General features: G+C 53.0%; 20 protein-coding genes. 11 read left to right on the top strand and 9 right to left on the bottom strand.

Going from position 1 to position 19,476, the window contains the following annotated elements:
- Nucleotides 1-448 precede the first annotated feature (448 nt).
- Together ACLJRS_RS21575 and ACLJRS_RS21570 are read left to right on the top strand one after the other, a co-directional pair.
- A complete protein-coding gene (locus ACLJRS_RS21575) occupies nucleotides 449-904 on the top strand; it encodes a DUF4385 domain-containing protein (RefSeq protein WP_000985653.1) in 456 nt (151 codons plus the stop codon).
- Between the two features lie 103 nt (nucleotides 905-1,007).
- Entirely contained in the window at nucleotides 1,008-2,309 is a 1,302-nt protein-coding gene (locus tag ACLJRS_RS21570; RefSeq protein ID WP_000807818.1) for an MFS transporter, read from the top strand.
- Here the strand turns inward: ACLJRS_RS21570 and ACLJRS_RS21565 are convergent.
- From ACLJRS_RS21565 to trxC, 5 genes are all read right to left on the bottom strand, one after another.
- A complete protein-coding gene (locus ACLJRS_RS21565; RefSeq protein ID WP_001264478.1) occupies nucleotides 2,306-2,629 on the bottom strand; it encodes a YfiM family lipoprotein in 324 nt (107 codons plus the stop codon). The genes ACLJRS_RS21570 and ACLJRS_RS21565 overlap by 4 nt on opposite strands.
- 44 nt (nucleotides 2,630-2,673) lie before the next feature.
- Complete coding sequence (gene pssA / locus ACLJRS_RS21560) at nucleotides 2,674-4,029, bottom strand: CDP-diacylglycerol--serine O-phosphatidyltransferase (protein ID WP_000949286.1); 1,356 nt, start codon at nucleotides 4,027-4,029, stop codon at nucleotides 2,674-2,676.
- A gap of 114 nt (nucleotides 4,030-4,143) precedes the next feature.
- Nucleotides 4,144-6,804, bottom strand: coding sequence for a protein lysine acetyltransferase (gene pat, locus ACLJRS_RS21555; protein ID WP_000082646.1), 2,661 nt, complete (start codon nucleotides 6,802-6,804; stop codon nucleotides 4,144-4,146).
- A gap of 53 nt (nucleotides 6,805-6,857) precedes the next feature.
- Nucleotides 6,858-7,538: a tRNA-uridine aminocarboxypropyltransferase gene (tapT, locus tag ACLJRS_RS21550; protein ID WP_000183641.1), complete on the bottom strand. Its 681-nt coding sequence runs from the start codon at nucleotides 7,536-7,538 to the stop codon at nucleotides 6,858-6,860.
- 72 nt (nucleotides 7,539-7,610) lie between these two features.
- Complete coding sequence (gene trxC, locus ACLJRS_RS21545; RefSeq protein WP_410957900.1) at nucleotides 7,611-8,030, bottom strand: thioredoxin TrxC; 420 nt, start codon at nucleotides 8,028-8,030, stop codon at nucleotides 7,611-7,613.
- Between the two features lie 203 nt (nucleotides 8,031-8,233).
- Here trxC and ACLJRS_RS21540 point away from each other — a divergent pair, with 203 nt between their 5' ends.
- Nucleotides 8,234-9,271: a tRNA/rRNA methyltransferase gene (locus ACLJRS_RS21540; RefSeq protein ID WP_000997368.1), complete on the top strand. Its 1,038-nt coding sequence runs from the start codon at nucleotides 8,234-8,236 to the stop codon at nucleotides 9,269-9,271.
- 115 nt (nucleotides 9,272-9,386) lie between these two features.
- Here the strand turns inward: ACLJRS_RS21540 and ung are convergent, their stop codons facing one another.
- A complete protein-coding gene (gene ung / locus ACLJRS_RS21535) occupies nucleotides 9,387-10,076 on the bottom strand; it encodes a uracil-DNA glycosylase (RefSeq protein WP_000179978.1) in 690 nt (229 codons plus the stop codon).
- Nucleotides 10,077-10,394: 318 nt separating this feature from the next.
- Between ung and grcA the strand changes: the two genes are divergently transcribed.
- Nucleotides 10,395-10,778, top strand: coding sequence for an autonomous glycyl radical cofactor GrcA (gene grcA, locus ACLJRS_RS21530; protein ID WP_000627811.1), 384 nt, complete (start codon nucleotides 10,395-10,397; stop codon nucleotides 10,776-10,778).
- A gap of 61 nt (nucleotides 10,779-10,839) precedes the next feature.
- Here the strand turns inward: grcA and eamB are convergent, their stop codons facing one another.
- Nucleotides 10,840-11,427, bottom strand: a complete 588-nt coding sequence (gene eamB, locus ACLJRS_RS21525; protein ID WP_000188414.1) for a cysteine/O-acetylserine transporter — start codon at nucleotides 11,425-11,427, stop codon at nucleotides 10,840-10,842.
- 102 nt (nucleotides 11,428-11,529) lie between these two features.
- On the opposite strand from eamB, the gene ACLJRS_RS21520 reads away from it, so the two are divergent.
- A complete protein-coding gene (locus ACLJRS_RS21520) occupies nucleotides 11,530-12,429 on the top strand; it encodes a LysR family transcriptional regulator (protein ID WP_001670786.1) in 900 nt (299 codons plus the stop codon).
- A 17-nt stretch (nucleotides 12,430-12,446) separates the two neighbouring features.
- Here ACLJRS_RS21520 and srmB read toward each other — a convergent pair whose 3' ends face one another.
- Nucleotides 12,447-13,781 carry an ATP-dependent RNA helicase SrmB gene (gene srmB, locus ACLJRS_RS21515; RefSeq protein WP_000219174.1) on the bottom strand — a complete coding sequence of 445 codons (1,335 nt, stop codon included), beginning with the start codon at nucleotides 13,779-13,781 and terminating at the stop codon, nucleotides 12,447-12,449.
- A gap of 129 nt (nucleotides 13,782-13,910) precedes the next feature.
- Here srmB and trmN point away from each other — a divergent pair, with 129 nt between their 5' ends.
- On the top strand, nucleotides 13,911-14,648 hold the full coding sequence (gene trmN, locus ACLJRS_RS21510) for a tRNA(1)(Val) (adenine(37)-N(6))-methyltransferase TrmN (RefSeq protein ID WP_000083342.1): 738 nt from the start codon (nucleotides 13,911-13,913) through the stop codon (nucleotides 14,646-14,648).
- Here trmN and nadB read toward each other — a convergent pair.
- On the bottom strand, nucleotides 14,633-16,255 hold the full coding sequence (gene nadB, locus ACLJRS_RS21505) for an L-aspartate oxidase (protein ID WP_000989165.1): 1,623 nt from the start codon (nucleotides 16,253-16,255) through the stop codon (nucleotides 14,633-14,635). The two genes, trmN and nadB, sit on opposite strands and share 16 nt — an antisense overlap.
- Before the next feature lie 263 nt (nucleotides 16,256-16,518).
- Between nadB and rseD the strand changes: the two genes are divergently transcribed.
- Genes rseD through rseC form a run of 5 tightly spaced genes read left to right on the top strand, consistent with a single transcriptional unit; the run spans nucleotide 16,519 to nucleotide 19,369 of the window.
- Nucleotides 16,519-16,683: a rpoE leader peptide RseD gene (gene rseD, locus ACLJRS_RS21500; protein WP_014344135.1), complete on the top strand. Its 165-nt coding sequence runs from the start codon at nucleotides 16,519-16,521 to the stop codon at nucleotides 16,681-16,683.
- Nucleotides 16,680-17,255: an RNA polymerase sigma factor RpoE gene (gene rpoE / locus ACLJRS_RS21495; protein WP_000003307.1), complete on the top strand. Its 576-nt coding sequence runs from the start codon at nucleotides 16,680-16,682 to the stop codon at nucleotides 17,253-17,255. The genes rseD and rpoE overlap by 4 nt, the downstream gene beginning before the upstream one ends.
- A gap of 31 nt (nucleotides 17,256-17,286) precedes the next feature.
- On the top strand, nucleotides 17,287-17,937 hold the full coding sequence (gene rseA / locus ACLJRS_RS21490; protein WP_001168374.1) for an anti-sigma-E factor RseA: 651 nt from the start codon (nucleotides 17,287-17,289) through the stop codon (nucleotides 17,935-17,937).
- A complete protein-coding gene (gene rseB, locus ACLJRS_RS21485) occupies nucleotides 17,937-18,893 on the top strand; it encodes a sigma-E factor regulatory protein RseB (RefSeq protein ID WP_000812017.1) in 957 nt (318 codons plus the stop codon). The genes rseA and rseB overlap by 1 nt, the downstream gene beginning before the upstream one ends.
- Nucleotides 18,890-19,369, top strand: a complete 480-nt coding sequence (gene rseC, locus ACLJRS_RS21480; protein ID WP_000589050.1) for a SoxR-reducing system protein RseC — start codon at nucleotides 18,890-18,892, stop codon at nucleotides 19,367-19,369. The genes rseB and rseC overlap by 4 nt, the downstream gene beginning before the upstream one ends.
- Nucleotides 19,370-19,476 lie beyond the last annotated feature (107 nt).

Here is a 19,476-nt window from a genome sequence, read left to right as displayed (position 1 = left end):
TGCGAGAGTAGGGAACTGCCAGGCATCAAATAAAACGAAGGGCCCTGTCGGAAGACAGGGCCTTTTGTTTTATCTGTGGTCTGTCGGTGAGCACTCTCCTGAGGAGGAGAAATCCGCCGGGAGCGGATTTGAACGTTGCGCAGCAACGGCCCGGAGGGTGGCGGGCAGGACGCCCGCCATAAACTGCCAGGCATCAGACAAGTGAAGAAGCCCATCCTGACGGACGGGCTTTTTTGCGTGTGCGGTAACTGTAAAACCGTAGGCCTGATAAGCGCAGCGCCATCAGGCAACCGGCACTGCCGGATGGCGGCTCCGCCTTATCCGGCCTACAGGAATTATCCCGCCTACGAAGCTGGTGTTCTTGTAGAACCGACAAGAGTACATCCCACCCAATCGTTAACGATGAACTATCCTTTACACGTGCTTATATAAGCAGTGAGGATTTTCATTGGCTATCAAACCTTTTAACTACCAGCAGGACTTTTCCAGCATTGACTTCCGCCAGCAGCCTGAATTGTATCAGGTTGGACGAGGCGAGCAGGGGGTGCTACTGGTTGAACCCTACAAAAGCGAAATTCTTCCTTTCTGGCGCTATAAAGATGAAGCATCGGCGATGAAATCCGCAGAACAGATCTACCAGTTGTTCGAAGCTTACCGGCAGCAGGATGATTTCGTTGGTATGGACATGGCGCGTAAATTTATTCAGATGGGATACACCCGCGCCAGGCGATACGCTAACTATAAAGGCGGTAAAAAGTATGCAGAAGACGGCAGCCTGAATACACGGGGTAATGATCCTATTAAGGCCGCGGCGGCAACGGTTTTCAAAGGTTGGTGGGATAAAATCCGTCAGGACGAAGACTATCTGAAACGGAAACGCCAGCATCAGGCACGGTGGGGATAAAAATTAGCAAACAAATAATTAACACTTTATTTACTTTTGGGTCTCGCGTAATCTGAATCTCCAAAATAAAAGGCCGATTAAGCCTGGCAACAAGGAGAACAGTATGGCAGAAATTATTCAGCGTATAGATAAAAACAACGCTGAGGCTCCGGAGATGCGGCGACGCATATGGGCTATCGTGGGGGCCTCTTCCGGAAACTTAGTGGAATGGTTTGATTTCTACGTCTACTCTTTCTGCTCGCTCTATTTTGCACATATCTTCTTTCCTTCTGGTAATACCACCACTCAGCTTTTACAAACAGCAGGCGTCTTTGCCGCCGGTTTTTTAATGCGGCCTATCGGTGGTTGGCTGTTTGGACGCATTGCCGATCGACGCGGGCGCAAAGCCTCAATGTTGATTTCGGTGTGCATGATGTGCATGGGGTCGCTGGTGATTGCCTGCTTACCTGGTTACGATACCATCGGCACCTGGGCACCGGCGCTGCTACTTATTGCAAGGTTATTTCAGGGGCTCTCGGTAGGGGGAGAGTATGGGACCAGCGCGACATATATGAGTGAAGTTGCGCTTGAAGGTCGTAAGGGATTTTTCGCGTCGTTTCAGTACGTTACGCTTATCGGTGGCCAACTACTGGCATTGCTGGTCGTTGTGATTTTGCAGCAGGTTCTGGAGGATGCTGAGCTTCGTGCCTGGGGATGGCGTATTCCCTTTGCGCTGGGCGCCGTGCTGGCGGTTGTGGCGTTATGGCTACGTCGCCAGCTGGATGAAACCTCGAAGCATGAGACTCGCGCATTAAAAGAAGCCGGTTCGTTGAAAGGTTTGTGGCGTAATCGCAAAGCCTTTTTGATGGTGCTTGGTTTCACCGCGGCAGGCTCGCTGTGCTTTTATACCTTCACCACCTATATGCAGAAATATCTGGTAAATACAGCAGGTATGCATGCCAATGTCGCCAGCGGCATTATGACGGTCGCGCTGTGTGTTTTCATGTTGGTGCAGCCGTTATTCGGCGCGTTATCCGATAAGATTGGCAGGCGCACTTCTATGCTATGTTTTGGCGCGCTCGCGACGCTTTTCACCGTTCCAATTCTCTCCGCGTTGCAGAATGTGACGTCGCCTTATGCCGCATTTGCTTTAGTGATGTGCGCGCTATTGATTGTGAGTTTCTATACCTCGATTAGCGGGATCCTGAAAGCGGAGATGTTTCCGGCGCAGGTTCGCGCCCTGGGCGTCGGTTTATCCTATGCGGTAGCAAACGCGTTATTTGGCGGCTCTGCGGAATATGTCGCGCTGTCGCTAAAATCTGTCGGTATGGAGAGTTCGTTCTTCTGGTATGTTACCGCGATGGCCGTTCTGGCTTTCCTGGTTTCGCTGATGTTGCACCGTAAAGGAAAGGGCTTGCGCCTTTAGTATCGCGCCATTTGCCAGATAGCGTAACCGGTTGTCGCGCCAGCGACATCCCAGACAAAATCTTTCCAGCTCCAGCCGCTGCCTTCCGGGCGGCTGTCCCAGAGTTCTTTTGAGGCTCCGAGACTCAAAGAAAACATCAGCCCTATCGCTGCGCTGCGGTCAGGGCTTACTCCCTGGTGACGCGCATACTCATTACCGGCTGCCGATAGCATCGCTGATGCCATAAAATGTTGGGCTTTATCCTGACCGCTCCAGCGGTCGTTAGCCAGATGGCTGCACCCGGAGAGAAACAACACCGTAAAAGGAATCAACACGCGCACCAGTTCACTCCTAAGAGAAAACCCCGTACAGGACGGGGCTTCGATTACAGGATACGGCTAATTAATCTGTCGATGCGGATCCGGCGCAGGCGGCGAATCAATTTACGCACTTTTATCGGATAGTCGGCAATGCTCTGCAGGTCACGATAATGTTTTACGATGGTTGTGTGCGTTCGGATAAGTTCCAGCTCTTTTTCCCGCTGAGGGGCAAGCTCCTGCTTAGGATCGTGGATCAGAATGGCGTTTTCCAGATCCAGACGCCAGGCGCGGGGATTCAGATTGTTGCCGGTGAGTAGCATCCATTTATCATCTACCCACATCCCTTTCAGATGATAGGTATTGTCGTCATCTTTCCACAGACGCACCACAAGCTGATCGGTATTGACGTAATACTGTAAACGGCTCAGGAAGCGGCGCAGGTTAATCTCATAGAGATAGGGCAACGCGCCAATGATCTTGAACGGTTCATCTTCCGGAATGTAAAAATCATTCGCGGTTTTATCGCCAACAATGATTTCGACTTTCTTTCCGTCGCGCAGTAGCTGAATAATATTCCGCACCAGTACCGCTGGTAGATTGAAGTAAGGGGTACAAATGGTGAGCTTATGCTCCGCACAGGGCATGAGATGGAAAATGGTTTTGTTCAGCAGACTAGATTTTCCAAGCCCGACCAGCGGCGTAACGGAGAGCTGCTCGTCATTAGCGTCACCCTGAAAATGATATGACGCATCACGCAGCTCCTGACGGTATAAGCGGATATCGTTTTTAATCTCCGGGCTTTTCGGCCGCTGGGTATTATCCAGACGATTCACACCACGACCATTCATCAGATTTTGCGTCACCCAGTCAAACATGATGTCTGCCATTTGCCGATTGCGAATCAGCTGGTAGCGATCGTAGCGATATTTGTCATGCTGATGGAGATAGACATCGTTCAGGCTGGCGCCGCTGTACAGGACGCTATCATCAATGATAAAGCCTTTAAAATGCAGTACGCCAAGCGCTTCTCGCGTATTAATCGGTACGCCGTAAACCGGGACATCAATGCCGGGGTTTTCCTGCGCCAGTCGGCAATACCAGTCTGCATTGGTATTCGAGGCCGCTGCGCCAATGCGCCCGCGTTGCGCGCGATGCCAGTCGACCAGCACCCTCACGTCCAGTTCAGGACGCTGCCGTTTAGCCGCATAGAGCGCGTCGAGTATACCTTTACCCCCATCGTCCTGTTCCAGATACAGGGCAACGATACAAATACGCTGCGTCGCGCTGGCGATTTTCTCCAGCAGTGTCTCCCGAAAAGTAGCAGGAGTATAAAAGAAATCTACATCATCAACTGACTGAGAAATCTTAGGGAGTTGGGCAAGGTGTTGTTGATGTTTATTACGCTTAAATTTTGACAACATCACAGTGCATTTCTTCTCTGTTCATTGAAGGGTCCTCTGTGCTATGCAGACGACATAAGCGAGCAATAATAACATCAGTACCCGTTAAAGTGGTCAACATTTCCAGTACATTACTCACGATTCATCACATTTGGCCAGATTCAGCGTCAATCCCACGATGCCCTCTTCGAGCTGAATATCGACCTGAAATCCCAGTTTTCTGGCCAGCGCGACCATGCCGCGATTGTTTGGCATCGTAATACCGTTTAGCCGCTTCAATCCGTGATCGCGAGTATAGGCAATCAATTTCTCCATTAAACGGCGTCCTAAACCCAACCCTTTAAGATCTGAACGCACCAATACGGCAAATTCGGCATCTACGTTGTCAGGATCGGAGATCGCGCGCGTTACGCCGAGGATCTCTTCAGCGTTGTCCATCCGCCTCACGGCCACAAAGGCCATTTCTCGATCGTAGTCGATCTGCGTCATGTTGGCTAAATCTTCATGGGTGAATTCGTTGATCTCGCTGAAATAACGGTAGTAAAGATCCTCTTTGGTGACCTGTGCGATGAATTGTCGCAGCTGGGGCTCATCTTCCGGCAGGATCGGACGGAACAGGCAGCGATCGCCGTTTTTCATCTCCACCCACTCTTCAAGCTGGTGGGGATAGGGGCGTACCGCAAGTCGACTTTCGTTATCGCCATCAAACGGGGCAATATCCAGCGTCACATCCAGCGCGGTAAACTCACTGGCGGAAGCCAGCAACGGATGGATATCCAGACGCTGAATTTCCGGGCAATCGACAATCAGGTTTGAAACCTGGACCAGCAGCTGGCTTAAACCGACAATATCCAGCGGACGCAGCGCGCTACGGGCGCGAATTTTCCGCTGTTTAATGCCCTGAATCACCAGATAGCGCGCCAGATTCATGTTGAGCGGCGGCAGCGCGACGACCGCCTGCTCTTCCGGACGCCACTCTACGCCGCCTTCACCCAACATAATCAAAGGACCAAACACCGGATCGTGCTCGACCACCACACGAAGCTCCTGCGCGCCGGCGCGGTTAGCCATGCTTTGTACCAGCAAACCGTGAATCCGCGCCTGCGGCCAGGCCATCTTTACACGATCGAAAATGGCGTTCGCGGCCTGTTGTACCTCGCTTGCGGTCCGCAGGTAAAGCATGACCCCCTGAACTTCAGATTTATGCGGAATGTCGGGCGAGCGCAGCTTGAGAGCTACCGGATAGCCTATCTGTTCGGCGATATGCACCGCTTCAGCGCTATCGCTGGCAATCCAGGTTGGGAGCGTGTGCAGCCCATAGGCGTGTAAAATCGGCTGTACTTCATGGGTATCCAGTGAGGTGGCACCTTCCGCAATCGCCCGCTGTAACAGATTATGCGCCTCAGTGGTATTGGACGTCAGGTTACTCGGCAACGCTGGCGTTTCCCGCAGTTGCTTCTGGTTACGCCGGTATTCCACCATATGCATAAACGCGGTAATCGTGCCTTCCGGCGTGCGGTAGGTTGGTAATCCGGCTTCGCTGAATAGCCGTCTTGCCTCCTGAGACGAGAACTCGCCGCACCAGTTTGTCAGCAGCGTAACAAACTTGCCTCTGGGGTGGCGCTTAATCGTCTCGATCAGAGCATGGGCGCTTTCCGTACCCGGCGCGGCAGCGCTGGGAGAGTGGATAACCATAAGCGCGTCAAAATCCTGACTGGCGAGCAGGATATCCAGCGTTTTGACGTAATGTTCGCTGCTGGCGTCATCACACAGATCCAGCGGATTGGCAATATCAATGTGCGCGGGAAGCGCCTGCCGTAGTTGCAGGCAGGTCTCTTCGCTCAACGTCGCCAGCTTGCCGTTACGCGACCACAACTCATCTAACGCCAGCGCGGCAGGCGCGGCGCCATTGCTGATGATCATCAGTCTATCGCCGCGTAGCGGACGCATATGGCTCAGTGTTTCGACGGCGGAAAAAAGCTCGTGCGTATCCTGGACTCGCAGCAGGCCTGCGCGCTGGATGGCCGCATCCCACGCAGGGTCCATTCCCGCGCTGGTATTAAGTAAACGCTGGGCTGCCGGGCTTCGGCCGCTTTTAATCACCAGAATCGGTTTGTTACGTGAAGCGCTACGGGCGGCGGAAACAAAACGGCGGGCGTCGCTTAACTGTTCCAGATAGAGCAAAATTGCGCTGGTCTTGCTATCGCGCGCCAGATAGTCCAGTAGTTCATCGACATCAATATCCAGGCTATCGCCCAGTGCGATAAAGTAGGAAAAGCCCATTTCACGCTGTTGCGCCCAGTCAAGAATAGTATTGGAAACGGCGGCAGACTGGGAAATAAAAGCGAGCTTGCCCTGTTTAATCGGGACGGGAGAAAAGCTGGCATTCAGCCCTTGCCACGGCGCGAGGAGCCCAAGACTGTTTGGACCCAGCAGACGCATTTTATAATGCCGGGCACAGGCAAGAAGTTCTTCATGTTGTGACGTGGGAGCAGAAAGGATAATGCACGTTTTACACCCTTTCGCGCCAAGCGCGTCCAGTAACGCCAGGTTACGGCTGGCGTTAGTGCATAAAATAGCCAGATCGGGGGTGAAAGGAAGACTGGCGATATCCGGCCAGGCCATGACGCCTAAAACGGCTTTCCAGGCGGGCGTTACGGGAAGGACGGGGCCATTGAATCCGCCCGCCAACAAGTTACGCATCATCAGGTAACCCGCGCGGTGGGGCTTCATTGATGCGCCAATCACCGCGATCGATTTTGGTCGCAGTAGCGCTTCCAGTCCTTGCTGGCTCATACCGGTTTCCCTTACACAGAAGTGACCGGATAATTTTAAACGCTTTCGCTATTTTATGCTGTGACGTTTCCCGGATGTTGCGTTTTTCCTGCCAGATAGCGCGTTTTAAAACGGGAAAAATGTTCACCTAAACTGGTTGCCGCCTCGGTATCTCCCGCCAGATCTAACAACGCTATGGCGACTTCGGCGGTGCAATATTGCCCTTCGGCATGGATTTCACGCAGACGATAAGCGGAAAGACGCGATAAATCGACGGAAATGACCGGCAGATGATCCAGATAAGGGCTTTTACGAAACATTTTACGTGCTTCGGGCCAGGTGCCGTCCAGCATGATAAACAGCGGCGGTTTCCCGGCGGGCGGGGTGGAAATGACCTCGCGCGCTTCGCCGGCGTAGGACGCAGGAAAGACCACTATCGGCTGATAATCCGGATGCTGTACCAGCTCCAGCAACGCCTGCGGCGGCTCGGTACGCGACCACTGAAACGCCGCGGTATCCGGCAAAATATCGGCTATCAGCCGGCCGGTATTGCTGGGTTTCATCGGTTCAGTGTCAAACATGACCAGACAAAAACGGCTTTTCGCCTGAGAAGGCGTTAACGTATCACACAGGCAAGATTTTAGCGGCAGCAGGCAGCGTTGACAGCGGCGAACCCGATTGCCTCTGGCAAGAAAAGGGCGTGTAGCGCGCGCAAGCCGTTCGGCGCGTAACTGAAGGACAGCGTTATTGGTCATAGAAAGCGTTTGCGGAGAAAAACGCTATTGTGGCAGAGGTGAAAACGGGGCACAAGATGCGCCCCGTGGCGTTTACAGCGCGTCGTTCAGCCAGCTGTCGAAAGGCGCTTTAGGCACTGCGCCATTAAGCATATCGACCACTTGTCCATGTTTAAAAATCATAATCGTCGGGATGCTGCGAATACCGAAACGGGCGCTGAGTTCCCGTTCCGCCTCGGTATTCACTTTGACGAAACGGACTTTACCGCTGCGCTCTTCTGCGACATCCTCGAAGATTGGCGCAAAGTTACGGCAAGGGCCGCACCAGGGGGCCCAAAAGTCGATCACCACTGGAAGATCGTCCTTCAACAGTTTGTCCAGCGTTTCGCCGGTCGCATTAATGACTTCTCCGTCAAACAACTCATGACCGCAGCGTCCACATTTTGCCGCATCCTGAAGCCGATCGTCGGGGATGCGGTTAATGGCCTGACAATGGGTACAAACGGTGTTCATAGCTAACCTCTGAATACGTCGGAAGACGTCCCGCTACGCGCGGGATGTTTCTATAATGTTACATATTATCGAGGAGTCTGTGCTAAACAACAATGTGTTTTATTCAATGAGTACAATAGTCGCAAGCTTTTAAACGAAATCATGGCTAACCGGATGCACATCGGGTAATCTTCGCGCTTCGCGCAGCGCTGGTGGAGAAAAGCATGAACGATGAATTAAAAAACAAAAGCGGCAAAGTCAAAGTGATGTATGTCCGTAGTGATGATGACTCTGATAAACGCACCCATAACCCGCGTACCGGGAAAGGGGGAGGCCGCCCAGCAAAGTCTCGCACTGACGGTGGACGTCGCCCCGCCCGTGATGAGCGAAATAATCAGAGCCGTGACCGTAAACATGAAACTTCGCCGTGGCGCACCGTGTCCCGCGCGCCAGGCGATGAAACGCCTGAGAAAGTCGATCATGGTGGTATTAGCGGTAAAAGTTTTATTGACCCTGAAGTTTTGCGTCGCCAGCGTGCGGAAGAGACGCGCGTCTACGGTGAAAACGCCTGCCAGGCGCTATTCCAGAGCCGTCCTGACGCCATCGTGCGCGCATGGTTTATCCAAAGCGTAACGCCGCGTTTTAAAGAGGCGCTGCGCTGGATGGCGGCGAATCGTAAAGCCTACCATGTGGTGGATGAAGCCGAACTGGCAAAAGCTTCCGGGACTGAGCACCACGGTGGCGTGTGTTTCCTGATTAAAAAGCGTAACGGTACGACCGTTAAGCAATGGGTAAAGCAGGCGGCGGATCAAGACTGCGTGCTGGCGTTGGAAGATGTCGCTAACCCGCATAATCTGGGCGGCATGATGCGTAGCTGCGCGCACTTCGGCGTGAAAGGCGTGGTGGTACAGGATGCGGCGTTGCTGGAGTCCGGCGCGGCGATTCGTACCGCGGAAGGCGGGGCGGAGCATGTCCAGCCGATCACTGGTGAAAGCATTGTTGACGTACTGGATGATTTTCGTCAGGCGGGGTACACCGTGGTGACGACGTCCAGCGATCGCGGTCAGGCGCTCTTTAGTACGACCCTGCCGGAAAAGATGGTGCTGGTCTTAGGCCGTGAATATGACTACCTGCCGGAAGCGGCGCGCGAACCCGACGATCTGTGCGTGAAAATTAACGGCACCGGGAACGTGGAAAGCCTGAATGTGTCGGTTGCGACAGGCGTACTGCTCGCCGAGTGGTGGCGACAGAATAAAGCGTAAGGGCTGCAGCCCGGTGACGCAACGCGCGCCGGGCCAATGATGTACTTTCTACCGCCCGGTCAGACAAGGCGCTTTCGCGCCGTTATCCGGGCGATAAAACGGCGAGTCGCCAACGTTATTCACTCTCAGCCGGTAATACTGGCGTCCAGTCGATAGTTTTCTCGCCGTGTTGTTCCAGCCATTGGTTCGTTAGCGCAAAATGGTTACAGCCAAAAAATCCGCGGTGAGCAGAGAGTGGCGAGGGATGCGGAGCTTTCAGAATATGGTGGCGCTGTGGATCAATAATCGCGCCTTTCTTCTGGGCGTGCGAGCCCCACAGCAGGAAGACGACCCCTTCGCGGTGTTGGTTAATCAGGCTTATCACTTTATCCGTAAAGGTTTCCCACCCCAGGCTGGCATGAGAATGCGCCTGGCCTGCCCGTACCGTGAGCACCGTATTCAGTAACAGTACGCCCTGGCGTGCCCAGCTTTCCAGATAACCGTGCGCGGGGCGGACAAAGCCGGGAATGGAGGCTTCCAGCTCTTTGTACATATTCACTAATGACGGCGGGGGAGCGATCCCAGGACGCACGGAAAACGCCAGACCATGTGCCTGGCCGGGGCCGTGGTAAGGATCTTGTCCCAGGATCACCACCTTAACGTCGCCCAGTTCCGTGAAGCGAAAGGCGTTAAACACATCTTTTTGCGGCGGGTAGACCGTGATACCCGACTGACGCTCGCCAGCAACAGTGTGAAGCGTATTGATAAAGTAAGGTTGCTGTTTCTCATCAGCCAGCACATCGTGCCAGGTTAACTCAGTCGCCATCTCGCTCTCCTGCGAATTTCCAGTTCCCTTAGCTTAACTGCTTCTTTCTGCAGTGCAAAATCCTGCGTGCTACAAAAACGGTTACCTACAAAAGATAGTTGAAAATTTATGTAAAAATTTTATAGGTCTGAATGGTGTAAGTTGATGTAAAACAATAAATTCCATTCATCACCCTTTTTATGGTGTGGTTTTTATTGATTTAAATCAAAGAATGAAGGGTGATCGAAGGGTATATATACACTCAAGCAACAATGGTTTTACCAATTGGCCGGGATTAGGCCGACCGAAATCAAATAATTTTGCCTGGGGAGGCATCACATGATTACAGGTATCCAGATTACTAAAGCCGCTAACGACGACCTGCTGAATTCCTTCTGGCTGCTGGACAGCGAAAAAGGCGAAGCGCGCTGCATCGTTGCAAAATCCGGCTTTGCTGAAGATGAAGTTGTGGCTGTCAGCAAACTGGGCGAGATTGAATACCGTGAAATTCCGATGGAAGTTAAACCGGAAGTACGCGTTGAAGGCGGTCAGCATCTGAACGTTAACGTTCTGCGTCGTGAAACTCTGGAAGACGCGGTTAAGCATCCGGAAAAATACCCGCAGCTGACTATTCGTGTTTCTGGTTATGCGGTGCGTTTTAACTCCCTGACGCCGGAACAGCAGCGCGACGTTATCGCTCGTACCTTTACCGAAAGCCTGTAAGGCTTATCCGGTAATAACAAGCGGAAGAGGCCGGGCCTTTTCCGCTTTTGTTTTATTTGGGTCAGTAAAAAATCCGCACCGCGCAGTACACCAGCAGTAACGCCAGAATGATATTTAACTGGCGACCATAATGGCGAAACGCCCGCTGAAACAGATGTCCCGCCAGCGCCCAGCACACATTACCGAACGTGCCGATCAATGCCAGCAATATACTGACGCCGATGACCCAATTCAGCGCCTGCGTTTGCGGTAAAACAAATGTAGACAGAGCGGTAATGCCGTACAGAATAATTTTGACGTTCACAAACTGCAGGCCAAAGCTTACCCAAAAGCCAACCGGTTTTGGTCTGGCGTTCTCATCCGCCGCTGGACTGGTAGCAATTTTCCAGGCCAGCCACAGGATATACGCAGCCCCCACCCAACTGAGCAAATGAATGATTGCCGGATCGATAACCGCAAGGGAAAACGCGATCCCGGCGCACAGCAGCATGACGACCAAAAATCCCAGACTCATACCTGCCAGTACACGAATACTCTGCCGAAAACCATGTGCAGTTGCTGCGCTAAGCGCGAGAATATTGTTAGGGCCGGGGGTAAGGGCGGTGATTAATGTATAAGTCCAGAAAGCGCTTAAAAGCATCGGTGTCACTTGTCATCTCCTCTGTTTTAGCAGACAGTACCCGATATGAAATATTTAAAAAAATGAATGTTTTTTAATTCTGAATTCGAGATTTTCGATAGGTTGGTGGTTATGGATCTGCGTCGGTTTATTACGCTGAAAACGGTAGTGGAAGAGGGCTCGTTTCTGCGGGCTTCGCAAAAGCTGTGCTGCACTCAGTCGACGGTAACTTTTCATATTCAACAGCTTGAACGTGAGTTTTCCCTGCAACTGTTCGAGAAAATAGGGCGCCGAATGTGCCTGACCACTGAGGGGAAAAAGCTGATGCCGCATATCCATGAACTGACGCGTGTGATGGAGTCGATTCGTGAAGCCGCAAGGCAGGATGCGGAACCCGGCGGAGAGCTGCGCGTGGCGACAGGTGAAACCTTACTGGCGTACAAAATGCCGCAGGTTTTACAACGTTTTAAGCTGCGAGCGCCGAATGTCAGATTGTCGCTACAGTCGCTGAATTGCTATGTGATACGTGATGCGTTGCTGAATGACGAGGTCGATCTGGGCGTTTTTTATCGCGTAGGCAATGATGACGCGCTCACGATGCAGCAACTGGGGGAGCAGTCGCTGGCGCTGGTGGCCTCTCCACTGCTACAGGATGCTGATTTTACGCAGCCAGATCAGCATATCCCCTGTAGCTTCATCATCAATGAACCGCAATGTGTCTTCCGCCAGCTGTTTGAAAGTACGCTACGGCAGAGGCGGATTACGCTGGAAAACACCATTGAACTGTGGAGTATTGAAAGCATTAAACAGTGTGTGGCTGCTAACCTGGGCATCAGCTTTTTACCACGTTTTGCCGTTGAACGAGAACTTAGTACCGGTCAGTTGAAAGAGCTGCCGTTTGGCGCGCCGTCGCTATCGATTATGGCGCTGTGCGCCCATCATGCCGGGAAAGCGGTCAGCCCGGCAATGCAGATATTTATGCAGTGTATGGAGGCGTGTTTTACCGTGGAAGATAAAAAAATGCCGGGTTAACGAACCCGGCATTATCATCACTCTTCGCTGGATTGCTCCTGCATCTTCGTACCGCTTGGCTTGCGGCGCTTACCGATATTTTTTGTATCGCGGTGACGTTTCTTCACGCGCGGCTTCTCTTTTTCTTTCTCTTTTTTCTTCTCGGCGCGCTTCGCCAGCACTTTTTTCGACGGTTTGCCGGTCAGCTTTTCGCTGGGCGCACGCGTGGTCGGGCGAAGCTCATCAATGACGCGCGCTTTTAGCGGCTCTTCGATGTAGCGACCGATTTTCAGCAGCAACAGATGGTCGTGGGCTTCTACCAGCGAGATTGCAGTGCCTTTGCGACCCGCACGGCCTGTACGACCAATGCGATGCAGATAGGTATCGCCACTGCGCGGCATGTCGAAGTTAATGACGTGGCTGACGTCAGGAATATCAATCCCGCGTGCCGCGACGTCGGTCGCGACCAGGACGTTAACGCGACCGTCGGTGAGACGCTTAATACCTTCGTTACGTTTGATCTGCGCCATCTCACCTTCAAGATAGCAATTGTTGATCCCTGCCAGACGCAGCGTTTCAGCCAGTTCATGGACGCGTTCACGTTTACGTACAAACACGATAGAACGGGTTGCATCGTCTTGTTTTAGCAGGTGCTTCAACAGCGCAACTTTATGTTCGAAATTGTCGGCACGGTAGTACCACTGGTGAATTTTCTTACGCTCGCGGGTTGACGGATTGGCAGAAACCTCAACCGGGTCTTCCAGCAGGCGCTCGGCAAAATCTTTAATCGCATCGCCTTCCAGCGTGGCGGAGAACAGCATCGTTTGTTTACGCCAGCGGGTCTCACCAGCGATATGTTCAATGTCCTGAGCGAAGCCCATGTCGAGCATCCGGTCAGCTTCGTCAAGGATCAGTGTTTCAACCGCCCGGCAGTCAAAGTTCTCTTCTTTTATATATTGCAGCAGACGGCCCGTCGTGGCGACCACGATATCCTGGTTTTCGCTAAACACTTCAGCATGGTTCATATAGGCCACGCCGCCGGTAATCGTGGCGATATCCAGGTGAGTATGCTTAGCCAGTTCACGAGCGTGATCGGCAACCTGCATAGCCAGTTCGCGGGTTGGCGTCAGGATCAGAATGCGCGGCGGCCCCGATTTTTTACGCGGAAAGTCGAGCAGGTGCTGCAACGCCGGCAGCAGATATGCCGCCGTTTTACCGGTGCCTGTCGGCGCAGAACCGAGTACATCACGGCCATCGAGCGCAGGCGGAATGGCGGCAGCCTGAATGGCGGTCGGGCGAGTGAAACCTTTATCCTGGAGGGCATCCAGCAGGCTTTCGTCGAGTTCAAGTTCGGAAAAAGTCGTTACAGTCATGTTCTACCTCTGTGTGGGGCGCTGATTATAGACGTTACGGCCGCAATCTTCATCTGTTTGTATGGATATCCCTTCTCAGGTATTGTTTTCACCCGGCGCTGTCGCCGTTTTTTGCAAGGTTGTTTTTACATGTCTCAGTCTGGCTCCGTTCTTCGTCGTAACGGATTTACGTTTAAACAGTTTTTTGTCGCACACGATCGGTGTGCGATGAAAGTGGGAACTGACGGTATTTTACTCGGGGCGTGGGCGCCGGTCGCGGATGTAAAGCGAATTCTGGATATCGGTACTGGAAGCGGTCTGCTGGCGTTAATGCTGGCGCAGCGGACGGATGACAATGTGCCTATTGACGCCGTGGAACTGGATGCCGGGGCTGCCATGCAAGCGCAGGAAAACGTGGCTCACTCTCCCTGGCCGCATCGAATAACGGTGCATACTGACGATATTCAGCGTTGGGCGCCTCGCCAGACGGTACGCTTTGATCTTATTATCAGCAACCCGCCTTATTACGAACCCGGAGTGGAATGCGCCTCGCCGCAGCGGGAGCAGGCGCGTTACACCGCTACGCTGGATCACCAGACGTTATTGGCTATTGCGGCGGATTGTATTACCGAAGACGGCTTTTTTTGCGTAGTCTTGCCGGAACAAATAGGTAACGCTTTTACGCAGCAAGCGCTCAACATGGGATGGCATTTGCGGCTACGTACTGACGTTGCGGAAAACGAAGCGCGCTTGCCGCACCGGGTTTTGCTCGCATTCTCCCCGCAAGCCGGGGAGTGCTTTAGCGACAGATTAGTAATTCGCGGGTCAGACCAGCATTATTCTGAAAGTTATACGGCGCTGACCCAGGCATTTTATCTGTTTATGTGAGGCGTTAACGGCGAAAGGATCGATGGGCCTGATTCAGCCAGTTGTTGCGGATAATCCAGCGTAAAGTGCAGCCCCCGGCTCTCTTTACGCATCATCGCGCAACGCACAATCAGTTCGGCCACTTGCACCAGATTGCGCAGCTCCAGTAAATTATTCGAGACGCGAAAGTTGGCGTAATACTCGTCAATCTCTTGTTGCAACATGGTAATACGCCGTAGGGCGCGCTCCAGCCGTTTCGTCGTGCGCACAATCCCCACATAGTCCCACATCAGCAGGCGCAGTTCATGCCAGTTATGCTGAATCACCACCCGCTCATCGGCGTTCTCCACGCGGCTTTCATCCCAGGCGGGAAGGACGTCAACGCTGTGGACAGAAGGCATTCGCCTGTCGATATCCATTGCTGCGGACCAGCCGTACACTAAGCATTCCAGCAACGAGTTGGACGCCATACGGTTAGCGCCGTGCAGGCCGGTGTAACTGACTTCGCCAATGGCATATAAGCCGTCTACATCGGTACGACCATAATCATCGACGACCACGCCGCCGCAGGTATAGTGTGCGGCAGGAACAACGGGAATCGGTTCTTTGGTTAAATCCATACCCAAATCGAGCAGTTTCGCATAGATCATCGGGAAGTGCTGGCGGACAAAATCGTCAGGCTTGTGGCTGATATCGAGAAACATACAGTCTGCGCCGAGTCGTTTCATCTCATGATCAATAGCGCGGGCGACAATATCGCGCGGCGCCAGTTCGCCGCGTTCGTCAACGTCCGGCATAAACCGTGAACCGTCCGGACGTTTAAGGTATGCGCCTTCGCCGCGCAGCGCTTCGGTAAGGAGAAAATTACGCGCCTGCGGGTGATAAAGGGCGGTGGGATGAAACTGGTTAAATTCCAGATTAGCGACCCGACAGCCCGCGCGCCAGGCCATCGCGATACCGTCACCGGAGGAAATATCCGGGTTAGTGGTATATTGATACACCTTTGAGGCGCCGCCGGTCGCCAGCACCACCGACTTCGCATGACAGGTTTCAACCCATTCTTTATTGCGATTCCAGATCCAGGCGCCGACGACCCGGCGAGGCCCCGGCAGACCCATTTTATCGGAGATAATTAAATCAACGGCGTTGCTGCGCTCCAGCACCTGAATATTAGGATGATTTTGCGCCCGACTGACCAATGTGGTTTCGACTTCCTTTCCGGTAGCGTCGGCGGCATGAAGGATACGGCGATGACTATGGCCGCCTTCACGCGTGAGATGATAGCTCTCCTTGCCGTTTGGCTGGACATGCGTATCAAACAGCACGCCCTGATCGATAAGCCACTGCACGCAGGTACGGGCGTTGCTGGCGACAAACTCCACCGCGTGGCGATCACAAATTCCGGCGCCGGCAATCAGCGTATCTTCGACATGCGACGCAATACTGTCGGTTTCATCAAACACGGCGGCAATACCGCCCTGCGCATAAAACGTGGAGCCCTCGCTCACCAGCCCTTTACTCAGGACGATAACCTTATGTTTTTCAGCCAGACGCAGCGCCAGCGAGAGTCCGGCCGCGCCGCTGCCGATAATTAACACATCACAGGACAGTTCAGGAGTTGTCATCATGGTTCTTGTTTAATTTACTAAACATGGTTGCGGCAGATTAGCACTATATGGCGCTAAAAAGCACATAATGATTTCTCTGGTGTTGTGCTTATTAAACATAAAATAAAAATACGGCGAGAGATAAACGGCAAAAAATATTTTATAGGGCAGGGTGTTAGCGTCGGATTTTGTAGTGAAATAAAGATGCTGTTAGGTTACTCTGCAAACGACGAAATGGGCATTTCTGTACAGATAGTGCGTTGTTCAGCATCTGTAGACTTATAATGGAAGATAAGACCTGTCTACAACATGACAAACAAAAACAAATGCGTAACGGAACTTTACGAAACATAGACACTCTAACCTGTTGCTTGCTCATAGTGCGGCTTATGGAGTGGCGTTTCGAAAGCGCGTGGAAATTTGGTTTGGGGAGACATTACCTCGGATGAGCGAGCAGTTAACGGACCAGGTCCTGGTTGAACGGGTCCAGAAGGGAGATCAGAAAGCCTTTAACTTACTGGTAGTGCGCTACCAGCATAAAGTGGCGAGTCTGGTTTCCCGCTATGTGCCATCGGGCGACGTTCCCGATGTCGTACAGGAATCATTTATTAAGGCCTATCGCGCGCTGGATTCTTTCCGGGGGGATAGTGCTTTTTATACCTGGTTGTATCGCATTGCGGTCAATACCGCGAAGAACTACCTGGTTGCGCAGGGGCGTCGTCCGCCTTCCAGTGATGTAGACGCGATTGAAGCAGAAAACTTTGAAAGCGGCGGCGCGCTGAAAGAAATTTCGAACCCTGAGAACTTAATGTTGTCAGAAGAACTGAGACAGATAGTTTTCCGAACTATTGAGTCCCTCCCGGAAGATTTACGTATGGCAATCACCTTACGGGAGCTGGATGGCCTGAGCTATGAAGAGATAGCGGCTATCATGGATTGTCCGGTGGGGACGGTGCGTTCACGTATCTTCCGGGCGCGGGAAGCTATTGATAATAAAGTTCAACCGCTTATCAGGCGTTGACGATAGCGGGATACTGGAAAAGGTATTAGGCATGCAGAAAGAAAAACTTTCCGCTTTGATGGATGGCGAAACGTTGGATAGTGAGCTGCTCAAAGCGCTTACGCACGACCCGGAAATGCAGAAAACCTGGGAGAGTTATCACCTGATCCGCGATTCAATGCGGGGGGATACGCCTGACGTTCTCCATTTCGATATATCCGCTCGCGTGATGGCCGCTATTGAAAACGAGCCAGTACGTCAGGTGTCGCCATTAATCCCTGAGGCCCAACCCGCTCCGCAGCAATGGCAGAAAATGCCGTTCTGGAAAAAAGTGCGTCCGTGGGCGGCGCAGCTTACCCAAATGGGCGTGGCGGCGTGCGTTTCACTTGCAGTTATCGTCGGTGTCCAGCACTATAATGGGCAATCTGAAACATCCCAACAACCTGAAACGCCGGTTTTCAATACCCTGCCTATGATGGGGAAAGCCAGCCCGGTAAGTCTGGGAGTGCCTTCTGAAGCAGCGCCTGTCGGCAGTCAGCAACAGCAGGTACAGGAGCAGCGTCGTCGCATTAATGCCATGTTGCAGGACTATGAACTGCAGCGCCGACTGCACTCCGAACAGCTTCAGTTTGAGCAGGCGCAAACCCAGCAAGCCGCGGTACAGGTGCCAGGAATCCAAACTTTAGGAACGCAATCGCAGTAATGAAGCAACTTTGGTTTGCCATGTCCCTTGTGGCGGCTAGCCTGTTCTTCTCAGCAAACGCCTCGGCCGACCCTGCGTCCGGGGCGTTATTGCAGCAGATGAACATCGCCAGTCAGTCACTGAATTACGAGCTGTCATTCGTCAGCATCACGAAACAAGGCGTTGAATCTCTACGTTATCGACACGCACGCCTGGATGGTCGCCCGCTTGCGCAATTGCTACAGTTGGACGGTCCCCGCCGGGAGGTCGTACAGCGTGGTAATGAAATCAGTTATTTTGAACCGGGCCTTGAGCCGTTCACCCTGAACGGTGATTATATTGTCGATTCTCTGCCTTCCCTGATTTACACCGACTTTAAGCGCCTGGCGCCTTACTACGACTTTATTTCTGTCGGACGCACCCGTATCGCAGACAGATTGTGCGAAGTTATCCGCGTTGTGGCGCGCGATGGTACGCGTTACAGCTATATCGTCTGGATGGACATGGACACCAAACTGCCGATGCGTGTTGATCTGCTGGATCGCGATGGCGAGACGCTGGAGCAGTTCCGCGTTATTGCGTTCACGGTGAGTCAGGATATCGGCAGCAACATGCAGGCGCTGGCGAAGGCGAATCTGCCGCCGCTGCTTTCTGTTCCCGGTGGCGAAAAAACGAAATTTAACTGGAGTCCATCCTGGGTGCCGCAAGGCTTTAGCGAAGTTTCCAGCAGCCGTCGTCCGTTGCCGACGATGGATAACCTGCCTATCGAATCGCGGCTTTATTCTGACGGTCTGTTTAGCTTTTCCGTCAATGTGAACCGGGCGACGCAAAACAGCAGCGATCAGATGCTGCGCACCGGGCGCCGAACGGTTTATAGCAGCGTTCGCGACAACGCGGAAATCACCATTGTCGGCGAGCTTCCGCCGCAAACGGCGAAGCGCATTGCCGACAGTATCAAATTCAGGGCAGTACAATGATTAAAGAGTGGGCAACCGTTATCTCCTGGCAGAATGGTCAGGCGGTGGTGAGCTGCGACGTTAAAGCGTCATGCAGCAGCTGCGCCTCCCGTGCGGGATGCGGCAGTCGCGTGCTGAATAAATTAGGGCCGCAAACCACGCATACCATTGTTGTGCCAAGCGCGGAGCCGCTGGCGCCGGGGCAGAAAGTCGAGTTGGGCATCGCCGAAAAAAGCCTTTTAGGTTCGGCGTTGCTGGTCTATATGTCGCCTTTAGCAGGGCTATTTCTTTGTGCGGCGCTTTTTCAGATGCTGTTTGGATCTGACCTTGCCGCATTAAGCGGGGCCGTGCTGGGCGGCGTGGGCGGTTTTCTGGTTGCCCGCGGTTATTCCCGAAAACTGGCGGAGCGCGACGCCTGGCAGCCGGTGATTTTAAACGTTGCCCTCCCGCCGAACCTTGTCCGCGTCGAAACTACCTCAATCGAAACGCGCCAGTAAACGTTTTGCCCAACGGTGCACCTGCCGCGTTGGGTTGTTGTCCCGATAAGCATGCGCTTTTCCTGCGTTGCGGTGTTTTACAGGAAAAAAGCGAGGCGTTTTCCAGT

Origin of the sequence: Salmonella sp. SAL00670, assembly GCF_046552235.1 — a bacterium.
GTDB lineage: Bacteria > Pseudomonadota > Gammaproteobacteria > Enterobacterales > Enterobacteriaceae > Salmonella > Salmonella enterica.
This window is presented reverse-complemented; position numbering and strand designations above follow the sequence as displayed.

Bases quoted from the DNA above. Each gene is read 5' to 3' on its own strand.
- tapT (WP_000183641.1), bottom strand. From the start codon at position 7,538: ATGACCAATAACGCTGTCCTTCAGTTACGCGCCGAACGGCTTGCGCGC.
- trxC (WP_410957900.1), bottom strand. From the start codon at position 8,030: ATGAACACCGTTTGTACCCATTGTCAGGCCATTAACCGCATCCCCGAC.
- ACLJRS_RS21570 (WP_000807818.1), top strand. From the start codon at position 1,008: ATGGCAGAAATTATTCAGCGTATAGATAAAAACAACGCTGAGGCTCCG.
- rseA (WP_001168374.1), top strand. From the start codon at position 17,287: ATGCAGAAAGAAAAACTTTCCGCTTTGATGGATGGCGAAACGTTGGAT.
- rseB (WP_000812017.1), top strand. From the start codon at position 17,937: ATGAAGCAACTTTGGTTTGCCATGTCCCTTGTGGCGGCTAGCCTGTTC.
- pat (WP_000082646.1), bottom strand. From the start codon at position 6,804: ATGAGCCAGCAAGGACTGGAAGCGCTACTGCGACCAAAATCGATCGCG.
- ACLJRS_RS21520 (WP_001670786.1), top strand. From the start codon at position 11,530: ATGGATCTGCGTCGGTTTATTACGCTGAAAACGGTAGTGGAAGAGGGC.
- rseD (WP_014344135.1), top strand. From the start codon at position 16,519: ATGGAAGATAAGACCTGTCTACAACATGACAAACAAAAACAAATGCGT.
- nadB (WP_000989165.1), bottom strand. From the start codon at position 16,255: ATGATGACAACTCCTGAACTGTCCTGTGATGTGTTAATTATCGGCAGC.
- srmB (WP_000219174.1), bottom strand. From the start codon at position 13,781: ATGACTGTAACGACTTTTTCCGAACTTGAACTCGACGAAAGCCTGCTG.
- ung (WP_000179978.1), bottom strand. From the start codon at position 10,076: ATGGCGACTGAGTTAACCTGGCACGATGTGCTGGCTGATGAGAAACAG.
- rseC (WP_000589050.1), top strand. From the start codon at position 18,890: ATGATTAAAGAGTGGGCAACCGTTATCTCCTGGCAGAATGGTCAGGCG.
- trmN (WP_000083342.1), top strand. From the start codon at position 13,911: ATGTCTCAGTCTGGCTCCGTTCTTCGTCGTAACGGATTTACGTTTAAA.
- grcA (WP_000627811.1), top strand. From the start codon at position 10,395: ATGATTACAGGTATCCAGATTACTAAAGCCGCTAACGACGACCTGCTG.
- pssA (WP_000949286.1), bottom strand. From the start codon at position 4,029: ATGTTGTCAAAATTTAAGCGTAATAAACATCAACAACACCTTGCCCAA.
- rpoE (WP_000003307.1), top strand. From the start codon at position 16,680: ATGAGCGAGCAGTTAACGGACCAGGTCCTGGTTGAACGGGTCCAGAAG.
- ACLJRS_RS21540 (WP_000997368.1), top strand. From the start codon at position 8,234: ATGAACGATGAATTAAAAAACAAAAGCGGCAAAGTCAAAGTGATGTAT.